Source organism: Synechococcus sp. MU1648, assembly GCF_023630615.1.
Lineage (GTDB): Bacteria > Cyanobacteriota > Cyanobacteriia > PCC-6307 > Cyanobiaceae > Parasynechococcus.
The window spans coordinates 1-12792 of record NZ_JAKUHI010000001.1; the positions used below are offsets into that span (position 1 = coordinate 1).

General features: G+C 58.1%; 15 protein-coding genes. 12 read left to right on the forward strand and 3 right to left on the reverse strand.

Features of this window, described 5'->3' with window-relative positions; all coding sequences use genetic code 11:
* The 6 genes from NCN06_RS00005 to NCN06_RS00030 all read left to right on the forward strand — a co-directional run.
* The coding region (locus NCN06_RS00005; RefSeq protein ID WP_350223170.1) for a PUA domain-containing protein at nt 1-483 on the forward strand (483 nt) is incomplete at its 5' end.
* A gap of 35 nt (nt 484-518) precedes the next feature.
* A complete protein-coding gene (gene lpxD, locus NCN06_RS00010; protein WP_115025242.1) occupies nt 519-1562 on the forward strand; it encodes a UDP-3-O-(3-hydroxymyristoyl)glucosamine N-acyltransferase in 1044 nt (347 codons plus the stop codon).
* A 32-nt stretch (nt 1563-1594) separates the two neighbouring features.
* Nucleotides 1595-2668 carry a 3-isopropylmalate dehydrogenase gene (leuB, locus tag NCN06_RS00015; RefSeq protein WP_115025241.1) on the forward strand — a complete coding sequence of 358 codons (1074 nt, stop codon included), beginning with the start codon at nt 1595-1597 and terminating at the stop codon, nt 2666-2668.
* Between the two features lie 64 nt (nt 2669-2732).
* The gene (locus NCN06_RS00020; RefSeq protein WP_115025240.1) at nt 2733-3635 is read left to right on the forward strand and encodes a phosphoribulokinase; all 903 of its coding nucleotides are present in this window, start codon (nt 2733-2735) and stop codon (nt 3633-3635) included.
* 106 nt (nt 3636-3741) lie between these two features.
* Nucleotides 3742-3990 carry a hypothetical protein gene (locus NCN06_RS00025; protein WP_250398494.1) on the forward strand — a complete coding sequence of 83 codons (249 nt, stop codon included), beginning with the start codon at nt 3742-3744 and terminating at the stop codon, nt 3988-3990.
* Complete coding sequence (locus tag NCN06_RS00030) at nt 3978-4775, forward strand: prepilin peptidase (RefSeq protein ID WP_115025238.1); 798 nt, start codon at nt 3978-3980, stop codon at nt 4773-4775. Before NCN06_RS00025 ends, NCN06_RS00030 begins: the two co-directional genes overlap by 13 nt.
* Before the next feature lie 12 nt (nt 4776-4787).
* On the opposite strand, the gene NCN06_RS00035 is transcribed toward NCN06_RS00030, so the two are convergent.
* On the reverse strand, nt 4788-5330 hold the full coding sequence (locus tag NCN06_RS00035) for a ferritin (RefSeq protein WP_115025237.1): 543 nt from the start codon (nt 5328-5330) through the stop codon (nt 4788-4790).
* A gap of 186 nt (nt 5331-5516) precedes the next feature.
* Here NCN06_RS00035 and accD point away from each other — a divergent pair, with 186 nt between their 5' ends.
* Genes accD through NCN06_RS00050 form a run of 3 tightly spaced genes read left to right on the forward strand, consistent with a single transcriptional unit; the run spans nt 5517 to nt 7847 of the window.
* On the forward strand, nt 5517-6398 hold the full coding sequence (accD, locus tag NCN06_RS00040) for an acetyl-CoA carboxylase, carboxyltransferase subunit beta (protein WP_115025236.1): 882 nt from the start codon (nt 5517-5519) through the stop codon (nt 6396-6398).
* On the forward strand, nt 6395-6766 hold the full coding sequence (locus NCN06_RS00045) for a hypothetical protein (RefSeq protein ID WP_115025235.1): 372 nt from the start codon (nt 6395-6397) through the stop codon (nt 6764-6766). The genes accD and NCN06_RS00045 overlap by 4 nt, the downstream gene beginning before the upstream one ends.
* A gap of 1 nt (nt 6767) precedes the next feature.
* Nucleotides 6768-7847 carry a Gfo/Idh/MocA family protein gene (locus tag NCN06_RS00050; RefSeq protein WP_226422370.1) on the forward strand — a complete coding sequence of 360 codons (1080 nt, stop codon included), beginning with the start codon at nt 6768-6770 and terminating at the stop codon, nt 7845-7847.
* Between the two features lie 143 nt (nt 7848-7990).
* Here the strand turns inward: NCN06_RS00050 and NCN06_RS00055 are convergent, their stop codons facing one another.
* On the reverse strand, nt 7991-8290 hold the full coding sequence (locus tag NCN06_RS00055) for a hypothetical protein (protein ID WP_226422688.1): 300 nt from the start codon (nt 8288-8290) through the stop codon (nt 7991-7993).
* On the opposite strand from NCN06_RS00055, the gene NCN06_RS00060 reads away from it, so the two are divergent.
* The 3 genes from NCN06_RS00060 (at nt 8247) to fba (ending at nt 11537) form a co-directional block, all read left to right on the forward strand.
* On the forward strand, nt 8247-8957 hold the full coding sequence (locus NCN06_RS00060; protein ID WP_250398495.1) for a histidine phosphatase family protein: 711 nt from the start codon (nt 8247-8249) through the stop codon (nt 8955-8957). The two genes, NCN06_RS00055 and NCN06_RS00060, sit on opposite strands and share 44 nt — an antisense overlap.
* 312 nt (nt 8958-9269) lie before the next feature.
* Nucleotides 9270-10337 (forward strand): class I fructose-bisphosphate aldolase, encoded by a 1068-nt coding sequence (locus tag NCN06_RS00065; RefSeq protein WP_115025232.1) that lies wholly within the window; start codon nt 9270-9272, stop codon nt 10335-10337.
* A 126-nt stretch (nt 10338-10463) separates the two neighbouring features.
* A complete protein-coding gene (gene fba / locus NCN06_RS00070) occupies nt 10464-11537 on the forward strand; it encodes a class II fructose-bisphosphate aldolase (protein WP_115025231.1) in 1074 nt (357 codons plus the stop codon).
* 67 nt (nt 11538-11604) lie between these two features.
* Here the strand turns inward: fba and NCN06_RS00075 are convergent, their stop codons facing one another.
* Nucleotides 11605-12792, reverse strand: a complete 1188-nt coding sequence (locus NCN06_RS00075; protein ID WP_250398496.1) for a CARDB domain-containing protein — start codon at nt 12790-12792, stop codon at nt 11605-11607.

Genomic DNA, 12792 nt, shown 5'->3' on the forward strand with positions numbered 1-12792 from the left:
GGGGATGGTGGTCGCTGGGGTACGGGGGGCATGACGACCAAGCTGGCGGCAGCCCGAATCGCCACCGCCAGTGGCATCACGGTGCAGCTCGCCGATGGCCGCAATCCTTCCCGCTTGGAGGCCTTGCTGCAGGGGGAACGAGGTGGAACGGTGTTCCATCCCCACCCCGAACCCCTGGGCAATCGACGCAGTTGGCTGGCCCACGTGCTCCGGCCTGAGGGTGAACTGCAGCTGGATTCGGGGGCCTGTGATGCGCTGAAGCACCGTGGCGCGTCTTTGCTGCTGGTGGGTGTGACGGCGGTGCGGGGCGACTTCGCCGCCAATCAACCCGTTCAGTTGCTGGACCCCCAGGGCCAGGACGTCGGCCGCGGCCTCTGTTCGATGGACAGCGACCAGCTGCGGGCCGCCATGAACGCCGTATCTCCGGGTGAGGCTTCCCCGGTGGTGGTGCATCGCGATGTTCTGGTGTTACGCGGTCGTTAGCCACGTCTACGATCCGCGCGACTGTCGTGGCGGCCATGCGTTTCAGCACCCTGATCAAGGTTCTGCAGACCGGTGATGCAGGCTTGCGCTGGAGCCAGCTCGGATTGGATCCATGGCTGGAGGGTGCCGCTTCGCTCGACCAGGCCTCGTCCTCGCAACTCAGCTTCCTGGAGAAGGGCAACGCCTTAACTGCTGCGCTTGGCGCCAGTGGAGCGGGTGCTCTCTTGCTGCCCGACCAACAGGACCTGATTGATCTTGCTTCCGAGCACGGCATTGCCTTTGCCGTCTTCGCTGACCCCCGTCTGGCCTTTGCTGAAGCCCTCGACCAGTTGCATCCCCGTCGCCGGCCGTTGGCGGAGATTCATCCCTCGGCGGTTATTGATGAACGGGCGGTGGTGGGGCCAGGTAGTGCTGTAGGGCCGCGGGTCTGCATCGGCGAGGGGAGTCGTGTCGGCTCCGATTGCATCCTTCATCCCGGGGTTGTGATTTACGACGATGTGGTGGTGGGTGATGGCTGTGAGCTGCACGCCAATGCGGTGCTGCATCCTGGAAGCCGTCTTGGAAAGCGATGCGTGGTGAATTCCAACGCCGTTGTCGGGTCCGAGGGCTTCGGCTTCGTGCCGACGGCGAAGGGATGGCGAAAAATGCCGCAGACCGGTCAAGTGGTTCTCGAGGATGGCGTTGAGGTGGGTTGTGGAAGCACCATCGACCGTCCATCGGTGGGGGAGACCCGGATTGGTGCCGGCACCAAGATCGACAACCTCGTCCAGATCGGCCACGGCGTAACGACAGGCCCTGGCTGTGCCTTCGCCTCCCAGGTTGGAATTGCTGGAGGAGCCCGGATCGGTCAGGGGGTGATCCTGGCGGGCCAGGTGGGTGTCGCCAATCGAGCCGTGGTGGGCGACCGTGCCATTGCCAGCTCCAAGAGCGGCATCCACGGTGAGGTGGCTCCCGGTGAGGTGGTGAGCGGTTACCCCGCGATTCCGAATCGTCTCTGGTTGCGTTGCTCTGCCGCCTTCAGCAAGCTGCCGGAGATGGCGAAGACCTTGCGCGAGCTCAAACGCGACTCCCCTCAGTAACCTCAGCGGTCGACCTGCCGCACCGCACCGTCATGGCTCAGCACCGCGTTGTTCTTCTGCCAGGTGATGGGATCGGCCCGGAGATCACCGCTGTCGCCCGACAGCTGCTGGAGGTTGTCAGTGAGCGCCATGGCTTTGCGCTGAGCTTCGAGGAACAGCCCATCGGCGGCAGCGCCATTGATGCCACCGGTGAGCCACTTCCCGCCAGCACCCTGGACGCCTGCCGGTCAGCGGATGCTGTCTTGCTGGCAGCCATCGGCAGCCCTCGTTTCGACAGTCTTCCCCGCGAAAAGCGTCCGGAAACCGGTCTGCTCGGTTTGCGATCCGGCATGGAGCTGTTCGCCAATCTTCGCCCGGTCAAAATTGTTCCGGCCCTCATTGATGCCAGCAGCCTCAAGCGAGAGGTGATTGAGGGTGTGGATCTGATGGTGGTGCGTGAACTCACTGGTGGGATTTACTTCGGTCAGCCCAAGGGACGCATCGAGACCGAGGGAGAGGAGCGTGGCTTCAACACCATGACCTATTCCGCCTCGGAAGTGGATCGGATCGCAAAGGTGGCCTTTGAGATCGCCCAGGAGCGGCGTGGACGGCTGTGCTCGGTGGACAAGGCGAACGTTCTCGACGTGAGCCAGCTCTGGCGTGATCGTGTGGATGCCCTGGCGCCCGGTTACGCCAGTGTTGATGTGAGCCACATGTACGTGGACAACGCAGCGATGCAGCTAGTGCGTGATCCCCGTCAGTTCGATGTGCTGCTCACGGGAAACCTCTTCGGAGACATTCTCAGCGACGAGGCGGCGATGCTCACCGGCTCGATCGGGATGCTGCCTTCGGCCTCCCTCGGCAGCGCAGGGCCTGGACTGTTTGAGCCTGTGCACGGTTCGGCCCCGGATATCGCTGGTCAGGACAAGGCCAACCCGATGGCCATGGTGCTCTCGGCGGCGATGATGCTGCGCACTGGTTTGAAGCAGAGTGCTGCTGCCGATGATCTCGAAGCCGCTGTTGATGCCGTTCTGGCCGGCGGATTTCGTACCGGTGATTTGATGGCAGAAGGCTGCACACAACTGGGTTGTCGCGCAATGGGTGAGGAATTGCTCAAAGCTCTTTGAACTTCGGATTGGTGTAATTGGGCCCTGATCTGGCAAGATCGCCGGGCCTCTAGTCCCCGCGTCGATGTCGAAGCGTCATCCGGTTGTCGCTGTTACTGGTTCTTCCGGAGCTGGAACCAGCACCGTCAAGCGCGCCTTCGAGCACATCTTTGCGAGGGAGGGCATTACCCCTGCAGTGGTGGAAGGCGACAGCTACCACCGCTACGAGCGGATGCCCATGAAAAAGGCCATGGCGGATGCCCTGGCCAAGGGTGAAAACTTTTCTCATTTCGGCCCTGAGGCCAACTTGTTCGACAAGCTTGAGGAGCTATTCCGCACCTATGGCGAGACCGGGGCCGGTCAGAAGCGCTACTACCTCCACAGCCCCGAAGAAGCTGCCGAACACAACGCCCGTCTCGGTGTCAACCTCGAGCCGGGTCAGTTCACGCCTTGGGAAGACATCCCCTCAGGCACTGATGTGTTGTTCTACGAAGGCCTTCACGGTGGCGTGAAGGGAGAGGGATACGACGTGTCGGCCCTGGCTGACCTGCTGGTGGGCGTGGTGCCGATCACCAACCTCGAGTGGATTCAGAAGATCCATCGTGACAATGCTGAGCGCGGCTATTCCGCTGAAGCGATCGTTGACACGATCCTGCGCCGGATGCCGGATTACATCAACCACATCTGCCCCCAGTTCAGTCAGACCGACATCAACTTCCAGAGGGTTCCCACGGTGGACACCTCCAACCCCTTCATCTGCCGGAATATCCCGACGCCTGATGAAAGCTTCGTGATCATTCACTTCCGCAAGGGTGCTCGCGAGAAGTGGGGAATCGACTTTGGCTATCTGCTGAGTATGATCCACGATTCCTTCATGTCCAGCCCCACCAGCATCGTGGTGAACGGCGGCAAGATGGGCTTTGCAATGGAACTGATTCTCACTCCGATCATTCACCGCATGATCGAGGAGAAGAAGAAGGTCAGCTGATCGCTTTTCGATACAACATTCATCTCTACAATGAGTCCATCTGAGTGATCAGGTGGGCTCTATTTCTTTGTCAACGCCCTCCTTCGAAATTCGTGGAGCTTCGGGTGTGCCGTCGGCTCCACGCTGGGATCGCATTGACAGCCGTTCGCTGATTGCCCAAGCCCGTCGGGTCTACTTCGCTTATCTCTCCAGCACACCTGCGGGGCATGAGCCTCTTGGGGTTGTTGTTGATTCGCAGCAGCCCGACGGTCGGGTGGTCTTCGAGACGCCCGTCCTGCTGCCGGATGAAGAGTTCATCGCGATCGATCTGATCCGTGGCCGCACGAGCCGTGGCAGGACCCGATGGAAGGGTTGATCTTGCTTTGGATCGTTTTGCTTGGCGCCTGCGTTGGCAGCTTCACCAACGTGGTGGTGTGGCGCTTGCCCCGTCAGGAATCGGTGGTGTTTCCCGGCAGCCACTGCCCCAAATGTGGCCATTCCATCCGCTGGTATGACAATCTCCCGGTGCTCGGTTGGCTTCTGCTGAGAGGGCGCTGTCGCGACTGTCATGCCCGGATTAGCTGGCGCTATCCAGCGGTGGAGGCCCTGAGTGCCGGCTTATGGATGACAGCTGTATTGGTGTGGCCTGGTGCTGGTGCCGGGCTCCCCGATCTCTGGCTCCCCTGGGCTGGTCTTCCTCTGATCGCTCTGCTGCTGCCTCTGGTGTTGATCGATCTTGACCACCTTTGGTTGCCGGAGCCCCTGTGTCGCTGGGGTGTGGTGCTGGGGTTGTTCGTCAGCAGCGTTGGTGGGGTCTCCGTTCTTGCAACCCATCTGATCGCAGCTGTACTGGCTTTGCTGCTGTTGGAAGGTCTCAGTGCCCTAGCCGAACGGCTTTTGGGTCAACCTGCGCTGGGCCTGGGTGATGCCAAGTTGGCTGCGCTGGGTGGGGCATGGCTGGGACTTGGGGGTATCGCAGCCGCGATGGCCATTGCGATTGCGTCGGGTGCCGCTGTTGGCGGTGCAGCTCGTTTGAGTGGGCATCTTGGCCCTAGGGAACCCTTCCCCTTCGGTCCGTTTATTGCTCTCGGCATCTGGTTGGTCTGGTTGACGGGTCCGCTGTGGTGGTGGAGCGAATGGGTGATGCTGCTGGGTGGCTGAACCGATCTGGGCTCAAGCTCCTGCGCTACTTCCCTGGGAATCAAAGGCTCGGCCTGCTTTCACATTGGCCAGCAGCGTCCCATCGAGGAATTGTTGATCCAGAAGAATCAGCGCTGCGCTGTTCGAATCGGCCAGGCGCAACCGTTTGATCACAAAACGAGCTTCTGATTCTTCCTGTAGTTGTTCTTCGATAAACCAATCCAGCATGGCTGTCGCGGTGCGATCTCCTTGCTTCTCTGAGAGGTTGTAGATGTCGTTGATCGAGCGTGTGACGTCTTTCTCCATGCTGTAAACCATGTCGAAGAGTGCTTCGACGGAATCCCAATCCCGTTGCGGTGACTCAATCGTTGGCAATTGAACCTCGCAATCACTGTCCACCAGATACGAGATCAGCTTGGAGGCATGTCCACGCTCTTCAACGCTTTTGTTCAGCATATAGCTGGAAAAACCGATCAGATCTTTTTCCCGCAGCCAGATCGACATAGCCAGGTAAGTGTGGCTGGCTTGGAATTCAAGGGATAAGTGGGTATTGATGGCAGCTGTGTGGGAGCTCATGCCTGACGTTGCTCAATCTCGTTATCGGCAGGCTAAAGACAGCATCTGTCGGGTTCAAAAACGAAAAAACATTGCCCCAGAACATGGATCACGTTCTGGGGCAGCAGAGGGTGGTTCGCTCTGCTGTGAGCCATCTGGAAGGTCTTCCCCCGGGCAGCTTTTAATGGAGAGAGCTGACAGCCCTGTGTGTCTCTGTTCGATTGGTTTGCTGATCGCCGCAAGGGTCAGTTCGTTGCCAACGTCAAGCAGGAACCCGATGAAGGCGATGGTCTGTGGAGCAAATGTCCTGAGTGCGGTCAGGTCGTTTATCTCAAAGACCTGAAGCTGAATGCAAGTGTTTGCGCTAACTGCGGCTACCACCACCGGATCGACAGTGCTGAACGCATTGCCCTGATTGCCGATCCCGACAGCTTCCAGGTGCTGAATGCTGATTTGGCACCGGTGGATCCACTGGGATTCAAAGACCGGCGTGCCTATGCCGACCGACTGCGGGAAAGTCAGGCCTCGACTGGGCTGCGGGATGGCGTGGTGACGGGGCTGTGCCGGGTTGAAGGCATCCCCATGGGGTTGGCGGCGATGGATTTTCGCTTCATGGGTGGGTCGATGGGATCCGTGGTCGGGGAAAAAATCACCCGTCTGATCGAGGAGTCCACAGCCCGAAAGCTGCCGCTTCTGATCGTCTGTGCGTCCGGCGGTGCCCGGATGCAGGAGGGGATGCTCAGCCTGATGCAGATGGCGAAGATCTCCGGAGCACTGGAACGCCACCGCGAAGCCGAGCTGCTCTACATGCCCTTGCTCACCCACCCCACCACCGGGGGGGTGACGGCCAGTTTCGCCATGTTGGGAGACTTGATCCTTGCGGAGCCGAAAGCGCTGATTGGCTTTGCTGGGCGTCGCGTGATTGAGCAGACCCTGCGCGAGAAGTTACCGGACAATTTTCAGACGGCTGAATATCTGCAGGAGCACGGGTTCGTGGACACGATCGTTCCACGCACCCAGCTGCGCTCCACCCTGGCCAATCTGCTGCGCTTGCATGGCTGCAAACCGATGGAGCTCACCAGCGCATGATCAGGTTCGGACTTGCCCTGATTCTGGGTTTGATCTGCTGGGCAGCACCCGTCTTGGCCGCTCCTGTCGAATGGATCGAGGTTCCTTCCACCGACGCTGGCCAGCAGTGGTGGGATCGCGGCAGTGTCCGGATCGATCGGGATGGCTTCCGAACGGTGCTGAGCCGCTTCACACCAGCGGCAACTGACGATGGCAACCAGCCTGCTGGGGAGCTTTATGTGATGCAACTGGACTGTGCGCAAGGTCTCTTTCGCGACAAGCAGGTGAATGGTTTGCCGCGGTTTCGTGCCCAATGGCAGCCTGCCGGGGACGACGGGTTGATCACCTCTGTGATTGAGGCTGTCTGCACCGAACCCCTCTCCAGCTGAGATGCCTCCACAACCCATTGGTGTTGCTATTGCCGGTCTCGGCTTTGGTGAGAAGGTGCACCTACCGGCGCTTGCCGCAGCTCCCGATCTGAAGGCGGTCGCCCTCTGGCACCCACGTCAGGAGCGGCTGGATGACGCCACGGCCGTGCATGGGCTGAAGGGATACAGCGACTGGGACGCTCTGCTTGCGGATCCTGCAGTCGAAGGAGTTGTGATAGCCACACCGCCTGCACCGCGCTTCGAGTTGGCTCGTCGAGCCCTTGAGGCCGGTAAGCATCTTCTGTTGGAGAAGCCCATCGCCTTGCATGCCGATCAAGCCCGGGAGCTTCAGCGGCTCGCGATGGCAGGGGCTCTATCGGTTGGTGTTGATTACGAATATCGAGCCGTCCCCTTGTTCATGCAGGCGGAGCGTCTGCTTCGGGCCGGTGCTGTTGGTACTCCCTGGCTGGTGAAACTCGACTGGTTGATGGGCAGCCGTTCCGATCCCCGGCGCAGCTGGAATTGGTATTCCCAGGCCGATCAAGGCGGCGGTGTGATTGGCGCTTTGGGAACCCATGCCTTCGACATGCTCGCCTGGTTGGTTGGTCCCCTGGGGTCTGTTCAAGCTTTGAACAGCGTGTCGATTGCTCAGAGACCTCATCCCAATGGGGGCTTGGCCTCTGTTGATGCACCGGATGTGTCATTGATTCAGGCCAATCTGCAATGGCAAGGCCGACCGGACGTGCCGGTGCCAGCCCAGGTCAGCTTGAGTTCGGTGTCCCGCTGCGGACGTGGGTACTGCCTCGACATCACTGGATCAGACGGGTCCCTGGTGCTCAGCAGCAGCAATCAGAAAGACTATGTGCACGGATTCGAACTTCATCACGCACCGTTGGGTGAGGGCCTAAAAGAGGTGCCTCTAGATGCGGACCTCGCGTTTAAACAAACCTGGAGTGATGGTCGGATTGCGCCCGTTGCCAGAGTGTTGGGTTGGTGGGCTGACAGCATTCGCAGCGGCAATCCGATGATTCCCGGCTTGGCTGAAGGAGTGGTGAGCCGCGACGTATGCGATCGGGTTGAAGCATCGCTATCTCACACTTGATCGCTTCAAATGATGCAATCTCTTGGCCTGATTTATAGGCCTGCACTTAACTCACGTGTGTTTTTTCATCAGTTCAGATTGAAAAACTGATGTTGCTTGAACCGACTCGACGGTTCTAGTGGATTACACCTTGGAACTGATGGCTACAGCGCCACCCCTTGCCGCTCCTGGGAAGGAGATCTTGGCTGTTGATGAATCCAACCAAGACGCTTGGTATGCGTCTCGCTCCCATCGGGGAGGGCTTGGACAGCCAGCAACCCGCTTGATTTCAATCCTGTATCAACGGAGACGCCTTGGCGTGTCTTTGAAAATGTCTCGCATTTTTTCAATCGCTTTAATAAGTACATAGCTCTTTGATCAATGCTTAGAAAAGTAACTTGCATTGCCGCCCTTCTCCTGATGGCGGCATGCTCCTCTGGATCGGTCGGCGAGGATTCATCCAAGGAACAACCTGATGTGAAAACCGGTGAGGTTGAAGCCTATGAGCAAAATGACACCACCCTCTCTGGAGAACAGAATAACAAAGATTTCGTCAACAAAGTTGAGGGCAAAGATCTCGCCAGTGCTCTCAGAGATGGCGGTTATGTCATCTACATCCGTCATGCCAAAACCACAAAGGACTGGGGCGATCAGGTCAGCCCTGAGCTGAATCTTTTGGATTGCACCACTCAGAGACGCTTGAGTGATGAAGGCAAAGCTGATGCTAAAAGAATTGGTGAAGGCATCAAGGCTGTAGGTATTCCAGTAGGAGATGTCATCTCAAGTGATTACTGCCGTGCGTACAACACAGCTGAGTTGGCTTTCGGCACCTACACCAAGAACTCAAATCTGAATTTCTTGCCTTGTGTTGAGTGCACTCCTGAGGATTACAAAGAGTATGCGAAGCGCGTTGCTCCCTTGATGTCCGCGAAGCCTGAAGCCGGGGAAAATACATTCCTCGTTGGACATGATGACCCTTTCCAGGGTGTGACGATGCCGATCGTTCCAACCAATGGAATTTATCCCGCACCCATGGGCGTCGCATACGTTGCAAAGCCTCTCGGTGATGGCAGCTTCGAATTAGTTGCCAAAATTCTGCCCAATCAGTGGCAGGCCCTCTCTCAGCTGTGAATCGGTCTGCTCAAGATTGAGGCTTGGTTCGAAAAAAAAGGCTGGCTCTTTTCAGAGTCAGCCTTTTTTGTTGAAGAGGAGTATTGAACGAGGATCGATCCAAAAGGGTGAGGCGTCCAGCAACAGTGCGCATCTGAAGCCTGAAATCACACCATCCATGGGCACAACCCATGCGCACAACTGGTCCAATCTCGCACGCCCTCAAAAACCAAAAAATACAAATAGCTCGTAGCAAATATTACTCAAATGCGTAATCAGAGAGGCCAGGTTGTCCTTCGAGGCCCCGAGACTCCCTCAATTCCGATAAGTCAAATGGCACTGTCTGATTATTCCTCCGAACTGATTGCAACCGCACAATCCCTTGCCTCACCTGGCAAAGGAATTCTTGCTGTTGATGAGTCCACCAAGACGATCGGCAAGCGTCTTGGCTCCATCGGAGTGGAGAACACCGAAGCCAATCGACAGGCCTATCGGGGGATGCTCTTCACCACAGCGGGGCTCGGAGATTTCATCAGCGGAGCCATTCTTTACGAAGAGACCCTCTTCCAAAACCATGCTGACGGCGAGTCCATGGTGAACAAGCTGGGCAAGCTCGGAATTATTCCCGGCATCAAAGTCGATATGGGCCTGAGGCCTCTGGGTGGTGCCAACGCCGTCGAGACGCTCTGCACTGGTCTTGATGGGTTGGTCGAGCGTGCTGCTGACTATTACGCCCAGGGCGCTCGCTTCGCCAAGTGGCGTGCTGTGCTGCAAATCACGGCAGATGGCTGCCCTTCAGCCCTCTCTGTTCGCGAAAATGCTTGGGGTTTGGCCCGCTATGCCCGCTCGGTTCAGGAATCCGGCCTTGTTCCCATCGTGGAGCCTGAAATCCTGATGGATGGCAACCACAGCATCGAAACCACCGCTCGAATTCAGGAACACGTCATTCAGGAGGTGTATCACGCTTGCTACGCCAACGGTGTCTTGCTTGAAGGAACCCTGCTGAAGCCCTCGATGACGGTTCAGGGCGCGGACTGCCCAGACAAGGCAGACCCTGCAAAAGTCGCAGCCATGACAGTGCGAACCCTCGAGCGCAGTGTCCCTGCCAGTGTGCCCGGCATTGTGTTCCTGTCCGGAGGCTTGAGTGAGGAAGCTGCTTCGGTGTACTTGAACCACATGAACAGCATTGAGCGCAAGGCTAAGTGGAACCTCGGCTTCTCCTATGGCCGTGCCCTGCAGCACTCTTGCCTCAAAGGTTGGGCTGGTACTAACACCGAAGCTGGCCAGAAAGCACTGTCTGCAAGGGCCCAAGCCAACTCTGAAGCCTCACTCGGCAAATACGTGGCTGGCTCTCAGCCTTCGTCGGATGAACAGTTGTTTGTCGCCGGTTACACCTACTGATACTGAATCGAATTTCACCAAGCCCTGTCGTTTGTTTGGATGGGCTTGGTGACAATTTGAACACAAATAGGTAAAGTCGTCGCCCGGCGGAGTCTTTCCGTCAAGGTTCCGTATCAGATTTTTCCTATGGCGCTCGTTCCGCTTCGGCTTTTGCTCGACCATGCCGCCGAAAACGGCTATGGCATCCCTGCGTTCAACGTGAACAATCTCGAGCAGGTCCAGGCCATCATGGAAGCGGCTGACGAGACCGACAGCCCCGTGATCCTCCAGGCGTCCCGCGGTGCCCGCAGCTACGCCGGCGAAATTTTCCTTCGTCACCTGATCCTGGCCGCGACCGAGACCTATCCCCACATCCCTGTGGTGATGCACCAGGACCACGGCAACGCTCCTGACACCTGCTATTCCGCTGCCATCAACGGTTTCACCTCCGTGATGATGGACGGATCCCTGGAAGCCGACGCCAAGACTCCCGCCAGCTACGACTACAACGTCAACGTCACCAAGCAGGTTGTTGACTTCGCCCACTCCGTCGGTGTGAGCGTTGAGGGTGAGCTGGGTTGTCTGGGATCCCTGGAAACAGGTAAGGGTGAAGCCGAAGACGGCCACGGTTTCGAGGGAGAGCTGTCCAAAGACATGCTGCTCACCGATCCTGCTGAGGCAGCTGACTTCGTCGCTAAGACCAAGTGTGATGCTCTGGCTATCGCTATCGGTACCAGCCACGGCGCTTACAAGTTCACCCGCAAGCCCACGGGCGAAGTGCTGGCCATCAGCCGCATCGCTGAGATCCACAAAGCCATCCCCAACACCCACCTGGTGATGCATGGCTCCTCCTCCGTTCCCCAGGAATGGCTGGAGATGATCAACAAGCACGGTGGTTCCATCCCCGAGACCTACGGCGTTCCCGTCGAAGAGATCCAGGAGGGCATCCGCAATGGTGTGCGCAAGGTGAACATCGACACCGACAACCGTCTGGCCTTCACCGCCGCTGTGCGTGAGGCAGCCATGGCTGACCCTGCCAACTTCGATCCCCGCCACTTCAACAAGCCGGCGCGGAAGTACATGAAGCAGGTCTGCCTCGACCGCTACCAGCAGTTCTGGGCTGCCGGCAATGCCAGCAAGATCCAGCAGCAGAGCATCACCCACTTCGCCGGCCTGTACGCCAAGGGTGCTCTCGATCCCAAGGCTGCTGTCGCCGCCTGATTCAGAGATCAATCTCCAGCAGGGGCCCTTCGGGGCCTCTTTTTTTGTGGATGATTGATGCCAGAGCTCATGAAATCTGGACTTCCAAGTCCAATCGATTGTTGTTCCTACGGTTCTCCGCTTCGATCACAATCTCCTCAGGATCTGCGATCACTGTGATCAGCTGCTTGCCGCTTGGGAGGGATAACGACAAGGTGAATTCCTCATCGTCGCCTGCACTTAACCAGGGAATCCTGATGTAACGACGACTGCTGTAGCGGTCATTAATCACAACGGCCACGCCAACGTCGCTCACGTCCATTTCCCCTGCATTCACAACACGAAAACGAATCATTCCGTTGTCGAAGCTCAAGTCTTCAACGGCCATATCGCTTCCAAGGGCACTGAAAGTCTGGAGTGGATACAGCCAAAGGCGTTCCAATTGTTTGAGTCTGGTTGAAGCATGTTCATGGTGAAGATGTCCTCCATAGGCCAGATCAGTGCTGCATCCATGGAGATGCAAGTGGGCGCCTGGCTGAGGAACGGTGACGCGCCCCAGCTCCGGTTCGGTGTCAAAAAAGCCACAGCAATCCCACTGCATCGCGCGTCCCAGATAGCGGATTGGATCGTTGGTTTTCTCCGTAGGTTGCGGCGCCAGTCGGTAGTGCTGAAGCATGTCGTAGATGCTTTGACCTGCGGTTGATGATCCCGCTTCACTTGCGGCGACTTTCATGTTGCGCCGCTGCTGACCCATGCAGAGCTTGGAGGCCACGGTGATCACGAGTTCATGCCAGTGGGTCAACATCCGCACTCCGTAGATGGGAGCCGACTCAAGGGTTCCGGAGCGTTGTCCCTGGGCGATTGCTTCTGCCACCAGTCTTTGCAGAGGCGCTTCCTCCGTGGGTCCGAGCGATTCAATCGCCACAGGGCGACGCAGGGTGGATGCATCCCTTGTGAAGCACACATATGGGAAGTGACCACTCCCATCGCCAGGAGAGAGTTTGATGATGCTGCCGTCATGGGCCACGCAACGCCAGATGGCTGATGTCGATGCGCTGTCCTGCAGAAAGGTCAGCTCTCCGTTGTCAATGCTGGTCGTGGTCCCAAGCCCAAGCACGTCGCCCTGCAGGGGAATCTGCTCCAGCGGCAAATGTTCGCGGACATCACCCAGGATCAGATCGGACACCGTGTTCGCGATGGTGAGGTCGGCCACGAGGGTCAGCTGCTTTGGTCCATCGCTAGCGGCAAAGCCACCGAAGGACCAGCGTTTTGCCAA